The sequence below is a fragment of the Ruegeria sp. C11 genome, from assembly GCF_056537725.1.
The window spans coordinates 169824-184012 of record NZ_JBQFSB010000007.1; the positions used below are offsets into that span (position 1 = coordinate 169824).

General features: G+C 57.8%; 20 protein-coding genes. 3 read left to right on the plus strand and 17 right to left on the minus strand.

The genetic code is table 11. The annotated features are described in order from the left end of the window. Positions 1–45: 45 nt before the first annotated feature. The 3 genes from ACR0NA_RS14375 to ACR0NA_RS14385 are packed head-to-tail and all read right to left on the minus strand — an operon-like array spanning position 46 to position 3413. The gene (locus ACR0NA_RS14375; RefSeq protein WP_480729893.1) at positions 46–1227 is read right to left on the minus strand and encodes a carbohydrate porin; all 1182 of its coding nucleotides are present in this window, start codon (positions 1225–1227) and stop codon (positions 46–48) included. Beyond that, positions 1224–1964, minus strand: a complete 741-nt coding sequence (locus ACR0NA_RS14380) for a DUF3299 domain-containing protein (RefSeq protein ID WP_480729895.1) — start codon at positions 1962–1964, stop codon at positions 1224–1226. The genes ACR0NA_RS14375 and ACR0NA_RS14380 overlap by 4 nt, the downstream gene beginning before the upstream one ends. A gap of 51 nt (positions 1965–2015) precedes the next feature. Beyond that, on the minus strand, positions 2016–3413 hold the full coding sequence (locus ACR0NA_RS14385) for an amidohydrolase family protein (protein ID WP_480729897.1): 1398 nt from the start codon (positions 3411–3413) through the stop codon (positions 2016–2018). Between the two features lie 144 nt (positions 3414–3557). Here ACR0NA_RS14385 and ACR0NA_RS14390 point away from each other — a divergent pair, with 144 nt between their 5' ends. Continuing rightward, positions 3558–4562, plus strand: a complete 1005-nt coding sequence (locus ACR0NA_RS14390; protein WP_480729899.1) for a helix-turn-helix domain-containing protein — start codon at positions 3558–3560, stop codon at positions 4560–4562. Between the two features lie 153 nt (positions 4563–4715). Here the strand turns inward: ACR0NA_RS14390 and rpmE are convergent, their stop codons facing one another. Genes rpmE through ACR0NA_RS14405 form a run of 3 tightly spaced genes read right to left on the minus strand, consistent with a single transcriptional unit; the run spans position 4716 to position 5726 of the window. Beyond that, on the minus strand, positions 4716–4937 hold the full coding sequence (gene rpmE / locus ACR0NA_RS14395; protein WP_480729901.1) for a 50S ribosomal protein L31: 222 nt from the start codon (positions 4935–4937) through the stop codon (positions 4716–4718). An 11-nt stretch (positions 4938–4948) separates the two neighbouring features. Beyond that, positions 4949–5332: a 50S ribosomal protein L19 gene (gene rplS / locus ACR0NA_RS14400; protein WP_170654109.1), complete on the minus strand. Its 384-nt coding sequence runs from the start codon at positions 5330–5332 to the stop codon at positions 4949–4951. After that, entirely contained in the window at positions 5310–5726 is a 417-nt protein-coding gene (locus ACR0NA_RS14405; protein WP_480729903.1) for a hypothetical protein, read from the minus strand. The genes rplS and ACR0NA_RS14405 overlap by 23 nt, the downstream gene beginning before the upstream one ends. On the opposite strand from ACR0NA_RS14405, the gene ACR0NA_RS14410 reads away from it, so the two are divergent. Then, a complete protein-coding gene (locus ACR0NA_RS14410; RefSeq protein WP_480451914.1) occupies positions 5726–6535 on the plus strand; it encodes a glycoside hydrolase family 25 protein in 810 nt (269 codons plus the stop codon). The two genes, ACR0NA_RS14405 and ACR0NA_RS14410, sit on opposite strands and share 1 nt — an antisense overlap. Positions 6536–6557: 22 nt before the next feature. Here ACR0NA_RS14410 and ACR0NA_RS14415 read toward each other — a convergent pair whose 3' ends face one another. From ACR0NA_RS14415 to ffh, 10 genes are all read right to left on the minus strand, one after another. Continuing rightward, on the minus strand, positions 6558–6980 hold the full coding sequence (locus ACR0NA_RS14415) for a hypothetical protein (protein WP_170654103.1): 423 nt from the start codon (positions 6978–6980) through the stop codon (positions 6558–6560). 180 nt (positions 6981–7160) lie between these two features. Beyond that, complete coding sequence (trmD, locus tag ACR0NA_RS14420; protein ID WP_480729906.1) at positions 7161–7967, minus strand: tRNA (guanosine(37)-N1)-methyltransferase TrmD; 807 nt, start codon at positions 7965–7967, stop codon at positions 7161–7163. A gap of 42 nt (positions 7968–8009) precedes the next feature. Further along, positions 8010–8513: a ribosome maturation factor RimM gene (gene rimM / locus ACR0NA_RS14425; protein ID WP_170654099.1), complete on the minus strand. Its 504-nt coding sequence runs from the start codon at positions 8511–8513 to the stop codon at positions 8010–8012. Next, positions 8506–8655 carry a hypothetical protein gene (locus ACR0NA_RS14430; RefSeq protein ID WP_170654097.1) on the minus strand — a complete coding sequence of 50 codons (150 nt, stop codon included), beginning with the start codon at positions 8653–8655 and terminating at the stop codon, positions 8506–8508. Before ACR0NA_RS14430 ends, rimM begins: the two co-directional genes overlap by 8 nt. 6 nt (positions 8656–8661) lie before the next feature. Beyond that, on the minus strand, positions 8662–9297 hold the full coding sequence (gene bluB, locus ACR0NA_RS14435) for a 5,6-dimethylbenzimidazole synthase (RefSeq protein ID WP_480729909.1): 636 nt from the start codon (positions 9295–9297) through the stop codon (positions 8662–8664). 13 nt (positions 9298–9310) lie between these two features. Then, entirely contained in the window at positions 9311–9697 is a 387-nt protein-coding gene (gene rpsP / locus ACR0NA_RS14440) for a 30S ribosomal protein S16 (RefSeq protein WP_170654093.1), read from the minus strand. Between the two features lie 67 nt (positions 9698–9764). Continuing rightward, positions 9765–10061, minus strand: a complete 297-nt coding sequence (locus ACR0NA_RS14445) for a chorismate mutase (RefSeq protein ID WP_074737903.1) — start codon at positions 10059–10061, stop codon at positions 9765–9767. Next, complete coding sequence (locus tag ACR0NA_RS14450) at positions 10058–10600, minus strand: GNAT family N-acetyltransferase (protein WP_480729911.1); 543 nt, start codon at positions 10598–10600, stop codon at positions 10058–10060. The genes ACR0NA_RS14445 and ACR0NA_RS14450 overlap by 4 nt, the downstream gene beginning before the upstream one ends. After that, positions 10597–11151 (minus strand): GNAT family N-acetyltransferase, encoded by a 555-nt coding sequence (locus ACR0NA_RS14455; RefSeq protein ID WP_480729913.1) that lies wholly within the window; start codon positions 11149–11151, stop codon positions 10597–10599. Before ACR0NA_RS14455 ends, ACR0NA_RS14450 begins: the two co-directional genes overlap by 4 nt. Then, on the minus strand, positions 11152–12660 hold the full coding sequence (ffh, locus tag ACR0NA_RS14460; protein WP_170654087.1) for a signal recognition particle protein: 1509 nt from the start codon (positions 12658–12660) through the stop codon (positions 11152–11154). A 262-nt stretch (positions 12661–12922) separates the two neighbouring features. On the opposite strand from ffh, the gene ACR0NA_RS14465 reads away from it, so the two are divergent. Then, positions 12923–13453, plus strand: coding sequence for a prolyl-tRNA synthetase associated domain-containing protein (locus tag ACR0NA_RS14465; protein ID WP_480729918.1), 531 nt, complete (start codon positions 12923–12925; stop codon positions 13451–13453). 65 nt (positions 13454–13518) lie between these two features. Here the strand turns inward: ACR0NA_RS14465 and ACR0NA_RS14470 are convergent, their stop codons facing one another. Then, positions 13519–14100 (minus strand): FMN-dependent NADH-azoreductase, encoded by a 582-nt coding sequence (locus ACR0NA_RS14470; RefSeq protein ID WP_480729921.1) that lies wholly within the window; start codon positions 14098–14100, stop codon positions 13519–13521. Positions 14101–14189 lie beyond the last annotated feature (89 nt).

Genomic DNA, 14189 nt, shown 5'->3' on the forward strand with positions numbered 1-14189 from the left:
CCGTTCGTACACTGCCGCTTGCCTTCGCGCCTTGAAACACAGACCTCAGAACACAACCCGCGTTCGCAATCCGAACAGCGTAATATTTTTCTGGTTCGGGTTTAGCAGAGGATTGGAAATGAACTGTATAGATGGCGTGATCTGCAGGCCCGGTGACACCGAAAAACGATAGAAAGCCTCGACCGTGAACTGATCTTCGTCAATGCCTCGCGCTTCGGCCCAATTGAGACCCAGCCCGGCAAGATCGGTGTTTCGGCCGTAGTACCCCAGACCGGTAGACACAGACCGTTTATAAAGCGCGGCCGTTCCTTTAGCGGCACCGGCGCGAAAGAACGGCATCCACTTGTTGTTCACAAACCACGCGGCCGAGAACGCTCCGCCATAGTCTTCGGGTCGGCTGCCGTCGTCGGCTGCATCCGCATGCCAGAGGGTCAGATGGATATTGTCAAAGTAGATGCGGTCAAAACCGGAAGTATATCCAAGCTCGAGCGACTTAAAGAGATTGCCGTCACTGAAAACGTCAAAGTTCGGATCGGACGGATCGGCGTTGGCATCGGCAATACTGGCTACGGCGTACAGATTGTTGTTGAGTTTAATGCCCCCTGCAATTCCCAGTCCTGGGTTAGGGGCGTTGATGGTTGGGTTGGTATTGAAGGCGAGATTCTGAAATCCGGAGTAAGGGCTGACAAGCCCGTAGACATCAACAAAGTCAGTCACATCAATCTGACCAAACTGTAGCGTCCATGCTCCATCATCGGCCCTCTGTGTCCAGAACAGGTTGGTTAGCAGCAAGCCGGAGTCGTTGAATGCCGTCCCTGTGATCGACAGGGCACCACCATTCAGGCCAAGAAACTGCGGGGCAATATCCGTATAGCTGTGCCGGTGTTCGATCTTGAATGTCAAAGATCCGCGTTCGGCTGCCTGCCAACTACCATAAAAGCGAGCAATACCGCTGGCGGCTTCGCCACTGCCCTGATCTGCATTCGTTGATTGGCCCAGTGCCAGATAATCAATATTGAACCGAAACCCGTCCTCGGCCAGCCGGTCTTTCCAGTCGAACCAACGCGGCGCGATATTGCGTGGGAAGTCTGAACGGAATTGTGGATCGGTCAACCCATCACCTGGTTCAAGATCAGCCTCGACGGAAGACGGGCCAGACAAACCCTGAGCCCAGGCTGCATCGACGGATGCAATCGCCAGAAGGGCGGCGATCAGAAGTCTTATCATTCGGAAGCCTTCGCGCCGCCTGTCTTGCGGCTGCCCGCCGCACGAAGGCGTTCGGCAATACTTTGCGTCCACTCAAGCCGCTCGCCTTGCGTTTCAAGTGTCTCGACACTGTCGGTGTCCAGCTGGAAGGTTGCGCGCATGGGCATAAGGCCATCAACGACCATCATTTTGTGATCCGAAGGTTCGATGGACAGCGTTCCCGTTAGCCGTACGGGCTCGTGAAAATAGCTGGGTGCCCAATCATCGTTCAGCCGCACCCGGATCATCTGATTGGGTGGCGGTGGCGGCATGTGACTGCACATACCACGCTCGGGCACCAGATAGGCCACGGGCCGACCATCGGCGTCAGGTGGCGCCGGAATGGCAAATCCAGCCACCGTTACCATCTGGCCGTCAAACAGCGGGTTACCCGCGGTACCGGCGCGTCTTCGGCGTTCGGTCACGATCTGTCGTTGCTCCAGCAGCCAGTCGACATCAATGCCATCCGCCGCCAAGGCGTCCAGTGTCTCGGTCAAAAGCTTTTGCCATTTCTGACGCTCTTCGACGGTGCCTGTGTCTTGCTGCAGCCTGCCACGCAAGCGAACGACAAAGATCAGGTCATCGAATTGCTCGGGGGAAAGGTCGCGATAAGGATCATCAAAAACCTGAACGGACGGGTCGGGCAAGTCGGACCAATCAAGGATCTGACCCGTCGCGGCCATGGCTGACTGTCCGCACAAAGCCAGTACTACGATCATCGCTAAACGGAACTTTCGGCGTATCAACGCGTCTCACCTTCTTTGTCCGGATCAATCCAGTGTGTTTTTGTATATCACACCATCTTTCATGATCAGCCTAATCGTTTCGGGACTCTCCGGTCTTGGATCAGCACCGAACCACTGATCCCCTGTGCCGACCACCGAGAAATCCTCAAGAGGGTTTCCGTCGATCAAAAGGATGTCCGCATAGGCGCCTTCCTCGATCACTCCAAGCTTACCAGCGGTATAAGGGTTCGTGAAATCCCCTGACATTGCGACGACCTCACCACCCGTCGAGGTCAGCGTCACCATTGATGTATATGGTCCGAAGAACTCGCTATTCAGATGCTTCTCATACGCAATCTGAATGTTGCATGCTTCAACTGAACCAACACAATCGGTCTGAAATCCCCGCTTGACCGGGCATTCTTTCATGTTGTCGATATAGCCTGCAAACGTGGACGAAGCCGATTTTGCTTTAGCAAGGCTTGCGGGCACACTGGCCACCGCTGGAATCTCGAGTAGGCCGGGATCGAACGCTGTTAGATTCGTTGTGATGTAAGCCCCTTTCTCATTCATGACCTCGGCGATTTCGCAGTCGAATGCAAACCCGTGCTCAATCGACATTACGCCAGCGTCAAGGGCACCCAATATTGCCTCTTTGCGATAGGAGTGTGCCATAACGTAAGTGCCATACTCACTTGCTACCTGTACAGCGGCTCTGATTTCTTCAGGCGAACCGGCCAGCAACTGCCATGGGTCGAAAGCCGATACGACGCCACCGGACTGCATGAATTTCAACTGCGTCGCACCCATACGGAAGTTATTGCGGCCAAATTTATAGACATCGTCAACGCCGCTAACCTCCTGCGCCATGTTCAGGCGGCTCATATTTGTCTCGGAACCCGGCGGCGCGGTGAAATTCGCAAAGTCTGCGTGACCACCGCGCGTTCCGATGAACGCCCCAGATGGATAGAAACGGGGTCCGATTATTTGGCCCGTTTCAATTGCCCTGCGAAGCCCGCCATTGGCGCCACCTGCATCCCTTACCGTGGTAAAGCCCTGCATCAGATACATCTCGGCCATCCGCGCACCATGGATTGCAAAATCTTCCCAAGTTGTGTTGGCCTCCATCGCGGGCAACGAAGGCCCCATCAGCATTAGGTGCGAGTGCAGTTCGATAAACCCGGGGGTCAGTGTCCGTCCTTCTCCGTCAATGACTGTAGCATTAGGTGCATCTATCGCATCGGTTGATACGGCCTTAATCAGGTTCCCCTCGACCAATACGCTGGCATTCTCGATGCGCTGTTCGTTCAAGCCATCAAAGACATGCACATTGGTAAAAAGCGTTTGAGAGGGTTCTTCATCTTGCGCCAGAGCAGGGCAGGCAAAAGAACTAACCACCGCAACGAAGGCCGCGGACAAAAGGGAATTTCGCAAGTCGGACATCAGATACCTCGACACATTCAGATATCTTTAATGCTAGCCCGAAAAAATGTGACATGGTTGCCAGTTTTTAATTAGGGTGGCCGAATGTGACGCAAAAAGTGGCAACATCCTTTGGTGGGCCGCTTGAAACGAAGGCGGACAACCGTGCCATTCAATTCCTCCACTCAAGACCATAGCGAGGGCTTTATCAGGCTGGCTTTGGCAGCGCCGTTTCTGCAGTACCTCACTGATCGCAAGATCGACCCGCGACCAGCCTTGGATCAGGTTGGGCTGAAAGCTGAACTGTTGGGTGACCCATCAGTCTATGTACATTCAGAATTGGTTTACGGACTTTTGAATGCCTTTGCGGAACTGGCGGGCGACCGGTACCTCGGGCTTCATGTTGGGGAAACATTCGATCTGGAGGGCTGGCCGCCCTTTGCGCAGGCCCGGCAATCCTCAAAGACGCTCTTTGAGTTCTTTGCCAACTTTGTTCGACTTGTACCTCAAGAGTCCAGCTCAGTTCGGCACCGGCTTATCATTGATGCTGACAAAGCGACCTATTGGATCGAGCGGCAACAGGAACCCGCCGTCTTGCCGGTACAGGTTACGGGTTTCGGAGCCGCAATTTATATGAGGCTTCTGCAATCCGTGGTCGGTAATGCATGGGACCCATCCGTTGTGCGATGGGAAAGCCGGTACATCAATGGCTTGCCGATTGACTACAAAGGGATTGAGGTTGGTCTTGGGACCGATCCCGGAATGCGGTTCAGCTTCCCTGTTGAATGGTTGAGCCTGGATCAGATGTCAGCGGTTGAGCCCAGGCACCAGGCCAGCGCCAGCCATGACGAGGAGGTAACCGTCGTTGCCGCAATGAGGTCCGTGTTACGCGACAAACTGGACGAGGCGGATTTGGGGTCGCAGTCCGTGGCCAGTTTGCTGGGCATACAACCGGATCGGTTGCTTAAGGCCTTGCAGCAACAAGGCACAACGCTACCCCGCGAGATCAAACGGCTGCGGGTCGATGTTGCCAAGGAACATCTAAAAGAGCGCCGAATGACAATATCTGAAATCGGCCTCATGCTGGGCTATTCAGACAAGTCCCACTTCTCTCGTTTCTTTCGAGGTCAGACCGGTATGACGCCGACAATGTTCCGGCAGCGGTCCTAATCGTGCGAAAGCACCGGGTGCGGCAGATGCAGGCTAATTGGAGTTGGTGCGGGGAGTATCGCCTGCATAACCTTACGAATTCTGATCTCATTCACCTGCAAAAAAAAGGCCACCCAGATGGGCGGCCTTCTTTGAAACCAGAAGGGGATAGGATCAGAAACCCAGACCTTCGTATTTCTTCTTGAACTTGGATACGCGACCACCGGTGTCCATCAGACGCGCGCCGCCGCCGGTCCATGCCGGGTGCGAAGACGGGTCGATTTCCAGGGAAAGCGTGTCGCCCTCGGAGCCCCAGGTGGATTTCATCTGAATTACGGTGCCATCGGTCAGCTTGACGTCGATGAGGTGGTAATCGGGATGGATGTCGTTTTTCATGGATCCGCTCCTTACGCCTCGGCGCCAGCCTTGGGCTTGTAGTTGGTGACTTCTGCGATACGGGCGGATTTACCGCGGCGCGAACGCAGGTAGTACAGTTTGGCGCGGCGAACGCGGCCACGGCGAACAACAGTGATGCTGTCAATGTTGGTCGAGTACAGCGGGAACACACGCTCCACGCCTTCGCCAAACGAAATCTTGCGGACGGTGAACGAACCGGCGATGCCGCTGCCGTTCTTGCGCGAGATGCAGACGCCTTCATAGTTCTGCACACGGCTGCGCGTGCCTTCGGTCACTTTGTAACCGACGCGGATGGTGTCACCCGCTTTGAAATCGGGGATGTCTTTCCCCAGGGCGGCAATCTGTTCCGCCTCAAGCTGTGCGATCAAGTCCATCGCAGTTTCTCCTATCTGCTCGTGGTTGGTCCACGAAGTTGGCACGGCCTGAGAGCTCTTGGTCTTCACCGGGTCCTGCATGCAGCCCGCCAGAGGTCAGATCGAATGTTCCTTTGGTCCGGTTTTTTTTCGCAACGCATCCATGGCAGAAGAAAGCCTGGCGTGTAGTCGCGAAACAAACCAAAACACCGGAGTCGCACAAAACGATTCCGGATTGCGCTCGTTTAGGAAAAAAGGGGGCAGAGATCAACCCCGGAATCCGTTCCTTTGCAGGCGCGGCGCGAAGCAGCCGGAAATTCGTGCTGATAGGTTCTGCCGTTGCCTTCTGCGACAGAAACAGCATTTTGGTCGTCAGAGCAGATTTGAACATAAAAATTGAGGTGGAGCGGTTCAATGCGTTTTGCGCTGTTATTTCTTGTGACTTTGACCGTGCTGGTTTCCTGTGGAAGGCGTGTGCCGGAACCCCGGCCTGAACCGCAGTCCGGCTATGTTGCGGCAGCGGCCAGTCTTGTTACTTATCCCAAGTTCGACGACGCCGACCCGCATGAATGGGAAGGGCGCGGACCGCGGTCCTATCCTATCCACGGCCTCGATATTTCCCGCTGGCAAGAACCAGTGGATTGGCCGGTGGCAAAAGCGGCGGGCGTGAACTTTGTGTTCATCAAGGCGACTGAAGGCGGGGATTTTGCCGATCCGAAATTCGACTTGCATCGTCGTGGGGCTCAGGCTGCCGGAGTGCCGTGGGGCGCCTATCACTATTACTATTTCTGCCGACCGGCAGAGGAGCAGGCACGGTGGTTCATCCGCAACGTTCCGAAAGGCGCCGACCTTCCGCATGTGTTGGACATGGAATGGACGCCCCACTCCAGAACCTGCACGCTACGCCCCGAAGGTTCCAAGGTGCGGTCCGAGGCCAAAAAGTTCCTCGATATTCTTGAGGCGCATTATGGGCGCAGGCCGGTTGTCTATTCGACTGTGGATTTCTACCGCGATACCGAAATCGGTCGTCTGAGAGGAACCGAATTCTGGCTGCGTTCCGTGGCCGGTCACCCCCGAAAGGTCTATCCGGGGGCACGCTGGAGGTTCTGGCAGTACACCGGCACCGGACTGGTGCCCGGTGTGAGTGGACCGGTCGATATCAACGTGTTCCACGACTCGCCGGAAACCTGGCTGCGCTGGAAGGCGGGTGTAATTGCGCGCTGATGCTCAGCGCGCTGCCCCACCATCAAGCGGATGGCCGGCCAAAGGTTTCAAGGGTACCGCCACCGATCAGGTGATCCAGCTTTTGTTCGCGTTCTGACGGGTAGCTGTTGTTGAGCCAGAAGATTTCTCCCTCGGTCAGATCCCGGCGCTGGAACCCGCGTTTGGAGAGGCAGCGATCAACCGAGTCCACTTCGCCGCTGGCGCGAATATCGTCTTCGGTCGATGCGACGACCAGTGGGCCGACGATGACACCTGCCAGAATAATGCCGGTCACGTAGCCACCGGCCACCGCCACGTTACCGCCCCGATACGCATTGGTCGAACAGGCCTGAACGGCAGATCGGGCGGAGTGCAGATTGTGACCGGCCTGCATGGGAACGGACGGGCCGGGCACCTGCCCGCAGGCCGCCATTGCCATCATTGCGGCCAAAGCAACTTTTTTCATAATTTCCCCTGGAACTTTCCTGCAGCTTCAGAGGGATTAGAGGACACCAAGCGCAGCTTCAAACTGTAGTCGGAACTTGAATCCGCCGGTGCGGCCCTGTGGCAACAGCCCGGTCAGTTTGCCTGTTTCCGCACCACGTCATCACTTGGGTTCGCAATAAAAATTCGGGCGGAATACCGTCTATTCGGAAGTGGTCTTTGCCTCTTCATAGCATTGCCACAAATCGGGCCTGCGCTCTTTGGTGAGCTTTTCCGATTGCTCGTGACGCCATTCCGCGATGCGCCCATGATGCCCAGACATCAGAATCTCAGGAATCGGTTTCCCTTTCCATTCGGCGGGCCGGGTATATTGCGGGTGTTCCAGCAAGCCGGATGAAAAACTTTCCTCTTCCGCCGAGGCCTGATTGCCAAGAACGCCGGGGATCAACCGGACGGTTGCATCTATCAACGCCTGCGCCGCTATCTCACCGCCGGTCATGACGAAATCGCCCAGCGACACCTCCTGAATGCCGTACTGTTCGATTACCCTCTCGTCGACGCCTTCGAAACGTCCGCACAACATGGTCACACCATCGCATCGGGCCAGATTGCGCATCATCGTCTGGTCCATTCTGCGCCCGCGCGGGCTAAGATAGATCAGCGGCCAGTTGCCTCGAATGCCCGACATTGCATGATCGATTGCCGGACCCAGAACATCCGCGCGCAGAACCATTCCGGCGCCCCCTCCGGCGGGCGTGTCATCCACGTTGCGGTGTTTGCCGATGCCGAATTGCCGAAGGTCGATCGTTTCAAGTTGCCAAAGACCTTCCTGCAGGGCTTTGCCCGTCAGGCTTTCGCCCAACACGCCCGGAAAGGCCGAGGGGAACAGGGTTATGATCTTTGCCTTCCATACGCCGTGAAGGTCCGGCGTTGGCGTCATCAACTCGCGTGGCTTTATCGTCGGGCGGATGGCCTTTCGACCGTGGGATTTGCTGGGTGGCTGCGTCATGACAATCTGTTCCGGGCTTTGGAGATCTGCGATGCTGCTGTTTCAGAACAGGCCTTCTGGCGGATCAGCGACGATGCGGCCCGCTTCGAGGTCCACGGTTGGTACGACCGCAAGGGTGAAAGGCAGCAGCACAGTGGATTTCATCCCTTGCCCGTGGATTTCAAGAAGATCCGACGCGCCGTGGTTTTGTACTGATTTGACGCGCCCCAGCAAGGCCCCCCCAGTGTCGTAGACCTCCAGACCGATCAGGTCCGCGTGATAGAATTCGTCGTCGGGCAACGACGGCAGCTGATCCCGGCGTGCATAAAGCCGCAGCCCCTTGATCTCGTCGGCCTGCTCCTTGGTCTCGATACCGCCGATACGCGCGGCAAACCCGTTTTTGATGGCTCGGGTAATGATCAGCGGGTAACGCTCTGCTCCGGTTTCGTCGGTCAGCGGGGAAAATTCCTCAATATCCTCGGGCACGGCGCAATAGCTTTTTAGGCGGACCTCGCCGCGCACTCCGAACGAACCGGCAACGGTTCCGACACAGATCAGATCAGTCATTTGGCAATTCCGTCGTCAGGCACACGCCATCCTGCCAGTCACCGGACGGCAGGCAGGCTTCGCGCTGATTGTTGCGCTCAAAGAACACGCCGGCAATGAATGCAATCAGCAATAGGACAGGCAATCGTATCAATCCGAACATGGTGCCTCAGCGCGTTTCGACCGGCAGCGCATCCAGTCGGGTTTCCCAGCCAACGCGCTCCAGCTCAGGGGTGTCTGATACATCTTTGGGCCAGCCAACACAAAAGTAACCGATCAGACGCCATTCGCCAGGTACATCCAGATCACGGTGCAATTGGTCGGGATTCAGGATCGAAACCCAGCCGAGCCCCAATCCTTCGGCCCTGAGCCGCAGCCAGAACAAGGCGATTGCGGTCACGACCGAATATCGGCGCATTTCGGGCATGGTGCCCGCGCCCAGTCCCAGCCCCTTGTCCGTGGCGTCATCGCAGAACACCGCCAGTTGTACTGGCGCTTCCTGCATGCCGGACAGTTTCAGGCGACTGTAAAGCAGGGCCTTGTCGCCCGAATAGCCCGAAAGGGCCTCGGAATTTGCGGACTGGAAATTCTTTAGCGCAGCGGCCCGGGCCGCCGGACTTTCGACGCGGATTACGCGCCAAGGTTCGCTCAGCCCCACGGAAGGTGCCAGGCGAAAGGCTTCGAGGCAGCGCATCAGCACTGCCTCGTCCACCGGATCGGTGCGGAACCGACGCACATCGCGCCGGAGCCGCATCAGCAGATCGAACTGCGTGCGGAAATCTTCGCTGAAGGTCTGATCCTGCACGCGCCCGCCTTGCTTATTCTTCAGCAGCTTCTTCTGCCGGAGCGGCAGCGGCTTCGGCAGCTTCTGCGGCCTTGGCGGCTTTTTCTTCAGCGCGTTCCTGAGCTTTCTTGCCCGGGGTACCCTTGTTGGGGTTGTTGCGCTCGGCCTTTTCACGGGTGCCGGCTGCTTCCAGCATACGTGCGATACGGTCGGTCGGCTGTGCGCCCTGATCCAGCCAGTACTGGATGCGCTCCATGTTCATTTTCACGCGCTCTTCGCTGTCTTTCGGCAGCAGCGGGTTGTAGGTGCCCAGTTTCTCGATGAAACGGCCGTCGCGCGGCATGCGGCTGTCAGCAGCCACGATGCGGTAGAAGGGACGCTTTTTCGAGCCGCCGCGGGCGAGACGAATTTTCATTGCCATGGTGGTATCTCCTTTGAATGGCATCACGCCAGAGGCGTGTCTTTGTTAGAGCCGGGATGTGCCCGGTTTAGTTCTGGTGTTTCTTGTGGTGTCGGATGACTTCCTGAATGATGAAATTCAGGAAAGCCTTGGCGAAGTCGGGGTCCAGATCGGCCTCTTTCGCCAGGTCTTCTAACCGTGCGATCTGCGCTGCCTCGCGCGAGGGATCGGACGGGGGAAGGTCGTGTGCCGCTTTCAGCTTGCCAACGGCTTGTGTGTGCTTGAACCGCTCGCCCAGCGTATAGACAAGGATCGCGTCCAGCCGGTCGATGCTTTCGCGATGCTCTTTCAACAGCGTGGCAGCCTGTGTCACGGGGTTGGTCATTGGCCGGTCCTCTTGTCGGTCGTTATGTCGATCTGCGGGTGGCGCCAGATCTGGGCGCGTTTGCCCAACAGTTCGGCATTTTCAAGCTCCAGAGCGGCGCCAAGGCGTTTTGCCAAAGCGCGCGAACGGTCATTGGCATGGGCGATGTATGAGATCACTCCATTCAGTCCCTGACGCCGTGCCGCATAATCGCGCGCGGCCTGTGCGGCCTCAAAGCCCAGCCCTTTGCCTTCGGCCTCAGCCATCAGGGTCCAACCCAACTCGGGTTCCGCCCAGCCGGGAGCGTCGATCATGCCCGCCCAGCCAACGAATGCGCTGCTGGCTTTCTCGGTCAGGTGCCACAGGCCAAAACCCTTCAGCGCCCAATGTCCAAGGCGGCTGGCAAGCGAACTCCAGCTGCCCAATTCGTCCTTGGGCCCGCCCACCATGTGGCTGCGCTCGGTCGCAAAGAATGCGGTCATTGCGGGCAGGTCGTCCAGATGCGGGGCCCGCAGGATCAGACGATCTGTCTCGACGGTGGGGATGGTGAAGGAGGTCATGCGTAGGCCTCCATCCCGCCATTCACCAAATCAGCGGGGGCAGGGTGCCGCCAGATTTCGGTGGTGCCGAACTTGGGGTGTTCGTAATGGTAGTCGAATTTTGCACCCAGTCGTGTGGCCACGGCCTTGCTGGCATGATTATCCGGGTCGATCAGAGAGATCGCCGTGTCCCAGCCCAGTATGTCATAGGCATGGGTCCGCGCGGCCAGTGCAGCCTCGGTCGCATAACCTTTCCCGGTCGCGCTGTTCATAAGGGTCCAGCCAATTTCCGGCTCGGGCCAGCCATGCGGGAACCACAGGCCGACATGACCGACATACGTGCCGGTGTCTTTTTCCTCGACGCCCCAGAACCCATATCCGCGCAACTCCCAATGCCCCAACAGCATGGCAATCGAGCGCCATGTTTCGTCGGGGCGCAGTGGCCCGCCGACAAATTTCGAGGCATCGGAGGCGAAGAATTCAGCCTCGGCCTCGAAATCGGCCTCGGACGGCGCGCGCAGGATCAGGCGCTCGGTCTCAAGCCGTGGGATATGATGCGCAAGGGCGGTCACTTACTTTTTCTTCCCGAAACCGCTCAGACCCGGGGGTAGGGCCATGCCGCCGCCCATTCCGGGCAGACCACCAGGCATCTTGCCGCCCATCGCTTTGGCCGCCTGTTCCAGCGCCTTGGGGTCCATGCCTGCGGCCATTTCCTCGGGGCTGGGGCCGCCTTTGCCGAACATGCCCTTCATGGCCTGTTTCAGCATCTTGCCTTTACCCATCTTGCCCATCTTCTTCATCATGTCCGACATCTGCCGGTGCATCTTGAGCAGCTTGTTGAGGTCGCTGACCTCCATCCCAGAACCCGCCGCGATGCGTTTCTTGCGGCTTGCCTGCAGCAGTTGCGGGTTGGCGCGCTCGCGTTTTGTCATGGATTGGATCAGGGCGATCTGCTGGCGCAGGATCTTGTCGTCAAGGCCGGCCTGATCCATCTGCTTGGCCATTTTGCCCATGCCCGGCATCATGCCCATCATGCCCTGCATGCCGCCCATCTGGATCATCTGTTCCAGCTGCATTTTCAGGTCGTTCATGTTGAACTGACCTTTGACCATGCGCTTCATCATGCGCTCGGTCTGTTCCATCTCCATCGTTTCCTGGGCTTTTTCGACCAGGGCAACGATGTCGCCCATGCCCAGAATACGACCTGCGATCCGGTCCGGCTCGAAGGTCTCCAGCGCGTCCATCTTCTCGCCCAGACCGACAAAGCGGATCGGCTTGCCGGTAACCGCACGCATCGACAGTGCCGCACCACCGCGTCCGTCACCGTCCATCCGGGTCAGGACCACGCCCGAGATGCCGACCTTGGCGTCGAATTCCTCGGCCACCTCGACGGCAACCTGACCGGTCAGGCCGTCGACGACCAGCAGTGTTTCGCGCGGGTCAACCGCGTTGCGGACCTGCTCGACCTCGTCCATCAGCACTTCGTCGATGTGCAGACGGCCTGCGGTATCCAGCATGTAGACGTCATAGCCACCCAGCGTCGCCTGCTGCTTGGCACGCTTGGCGATATCGACAGGCTTCTGGCCCGGGACGATCGGCAGCGTATCAACGCCAACCTGTGTGCCCAGAACTGCCAGCTGATCCATCGCCGCCGGGCGGTAAACGTCCAGCGAGGCCATCAGGACCTTCTTGCCTTCTTTTTCTTTCAGGCGCTTGGCCAGTTTCCCGGTAGTGGTCGTCTTACCCGAGCCTTGCAGACCAACCATCAGGATCGGCGCGGGCGGGTTGTCGATCTTCAGCTTGCCAGGGTCTTCTTCGCCACGCAGCACGTCGACCAGCGCGTCATGCACGATTTTGACGACCTGCTGACCCGGTGTGATCGACTTGGTTACTGCCTGACCGGTAGCCTGATCCTGTACCTTCTTGACGAATTCGCGGGCCACCGGCAACGAGACGTCGGCCTCAAGCAGGGCCACGCGCACTTCGCGAAGGGCGGTCTTTACGTCTTCTTCGGACAGGGCGCCTTGTTTGGTCAGCCGGTCAAAGACGCCAGAGAGGCGTTCGGATAGATTTTCAAACATGCCTTCGGCCTCCTTCGCCGGTTATCTGGTGGCGCCCTTTATCTAAGGGCAGACGGTTCAATGCACAAACGCCCCCACGGGCGTAACACGCTGGTGGGGGGCGATCCCTGAATGACTCAAGGGACCGGAAGGTCTGACGCTTCCGGATGTTGCGCAGTCGTTATGTTGGATTTCGACCAGAGTCAAGGCAGACACGACAGGCAGGTCTTGAACCCGATGGCCTTTCCCTGCAAGAGCGGCAACAGGATAGCAGGAGGCTCTCATGGATGCATCATCGGTCTTTCAGGACTCATTGCCGCTCAGTTCCGATACGCTGTTGGCGCAGATGGACGATTGGGGGCTGACCTATCGCCTGCATACGCATGTGCCGCTGCGCACAGTAGAAGAGGCCAAAGCGGTCGAAGATCAGTTCATGGTTCCCGGCGAAAACGCGCTGCGGGTGAAGAATCTGTATCTGCGCGACAGGAAGAAACGGAACTATCTGGTGACGCTGGAACAAAGCCGCGAAATTGACCTCAAGGCGCTGGGCGCAGAGCTTGGCGTCGGGACCCTGTCCTTTGGTTCGGCAGATCGTCTGTTTCAGAACCTTGGTATTCGCCCCGGTGCGGTCAGTCCGCTGGCGATGATCAACGGGGTTGAGAATAATGTGCGGTTTTTCATGGATGCAGCAGCCAAAGAGGCGGATGTCATTTACGTGCACCCCTTGGTCAATGACCGGACCGTTGCGCTGGGTCGATCCGATTTTTTTGCGTTTTTTGACCGGATCGGATGTGAGGTAAGCTGGATGCCTTGAGGGTACGCGCCTTGCGGCGCGTACCCGTGGTGGAAGGTATTTTGAACAGAAGAAGGCAGCCGGGATCAGGCGGCCAGTTCGGTCACTGCGTTGCGCGCAGTGGTCAATGCGGCCTCAGGATCTATTGCCATCTGGTCAGCGGCAACAACGTCGACATTCCGGATGCCAACAAAGCCCAGCACGTGACGAACGTAGCCGGTTGCGAAGTCGATTTCCGAGTCGACGGCGGTTCCGCCCGAAGCGATGGCCAGAATCGCCCGCTTATCTTCCAGCAGGCCCGCCGGCCCGTTTTCGGTATACGCGAAAGTCAGGCCCACGCGGGCGACAAGGTCAATCCACGCCTTGAACGCGGCTGGAACCGAGAAGTTGTAGATCGGCAGGCCAATTACAACGGTGTCCGCCTGCTGCAGCTCATTGACCAGTTCATCCGAAAGGGCCAGCTGATCACGCTGCACTTCATCGCGCTGATCGGCAGGGGTGAAGTTCGCGTTGATCCAGTCTTCGGTCAGCAATGGCAATGGCGAGGCCAGATCGCGGCGGATAATGCGACCTGCGCCCAGATGTTTCACAATGCTGTCGGACAGTTCGCGCGTGGCAGACCCTGCGCGACGGGCAGAGGCATCGATGTGGAGGATCGTCTTGGTCATATTTCAGGGTCCTTTGATCGGAGGGAATCTGTTGGTGCTGTCAATATGATTGTTGCGCCTGCGAACAAAACTCGGATATATCAACACTG

What these genes read in the sequence shown, in the direction of transcription:
- ACR0NA_RS14470 (WP_480729921.1), bottom strand. Translation starts at nt 14,100, where the DNA reads ATGACCAAGACGATCCTCCACATCGATGCCTCTGCCCGTCGCGCAGGG.
- ACR0NA_RS14450 (WP_480729911.1), bottom strand. Translation starts at nt 10,600, where the DNA reads ATGACCTCCTTCACCATCCCCACCGTCGAGACAGATCGTCTGATCCTG.
- rplS (WP_170654109.1), bottom strand. Translation starts at nt 5,332, where the DNA reads ATGGACTTGATCGCACAGCTTGAGGCGGAACAGATTGCCGCCCTGGGG.
- ACR0NA_RS14465 (WP_480729918.1), top strand. Translation starts at nt 12,923, where the DNA reads ATGGATGCATCATCGGTCTTTCAGGACTCATTGCCGCTCAGTTCCGAT.
- ACR0NA_RS14430 (WP_170654097.1), bottom strand. Translation starts at nt 8,655, where the DNA reads ATGTTCGGATTGATACGATTGCCTGTCCTATTGCTGATTGCATTCATT.
- ACR0NA_RS14380 (WP_480729895.1), bottom strand. Translation starts at nt 1,964, where the DNA reads ATGATCGTAGTACTGGCTTTGTGCGGACAGTCAGCCATGGCCGCGACG.
- ACR0NA_RS14445 (WP_074737903.1), bottom strand. Translation starts at nt 10,061, where the DNA reads ATGACCAACCCCGTGACACAGGCTGCCACGCTGTTGAAAGAGCATCGC.
- ffh (WP_170654087.1), bottom strand. Translation starts at nt 12,660, where the DNA reads ATGTTTGAAAATCTATCCGAACGCCTCTCTGGCGTCTTTGACCGGCTG.
- rimM (WP_170654099.1), bottom strand. Translation starts at nt 8,513, where the DNA reads ATGACTGATCTGATCTGTGTCGGAACCGTTGCCGGTTCGTTCGGAGTG.
- ACR0NA_RS14385 (WP_480729897.1), bottom strand. Translation starts at nt 3,413, where the DNA reads ATGTCCGACTTGCGAAATTCCCTTTTGTCCGCGGCCTTCGTTGCGGTG.
- rpmE (WP_480729901.1), bottom strand. Translation starts at nt 4,937, where the DNA reads ATGAAAAACGACATCCATCCCGATTACCACCTCATCGACGTCAAGCTG.
- ACR0NA_RS14375 (WP_480729893.1), bottom strand. Translation starts at nt 1,227, where the DNA reads ATGATAAGACTTCTGATCGCCGCCCTTCTGGCGATTGCATCCGTCGAT.
- rpsP (WP_170654093.1), bottom strand. Translation starts at nt 9,697, where the DNA reads ATGGCAATGAAAATTCGTCTCGCCCGCGGCGGCTCGAAAAAGCGTCCC.
- trmD (WP_480729906.1), bottom strand. Translation starts at nt 7,967, where the DNA reads ATGACGCAGCCACCCAGCAAATCCCACGGTCGAAAGGCCATCCGCCCG.
- ACR0NA_RS14415 (WP_170654103.1), bottom strand. Translation starts at nt 6,980, where the DNA reads ATGAAAAAAGTTGCTTTGGCCGCAATGATGGCAATGGCGGCCTGCGGG.
- ACR0NA_RS14410 (WP_480451914.1), top strand. Translation starts at nt 5,726, where the DNA reads ATGCGTTTTGCGCTGTTATTTCTTGTGACTTTGACCGTGCTGGTTTCC.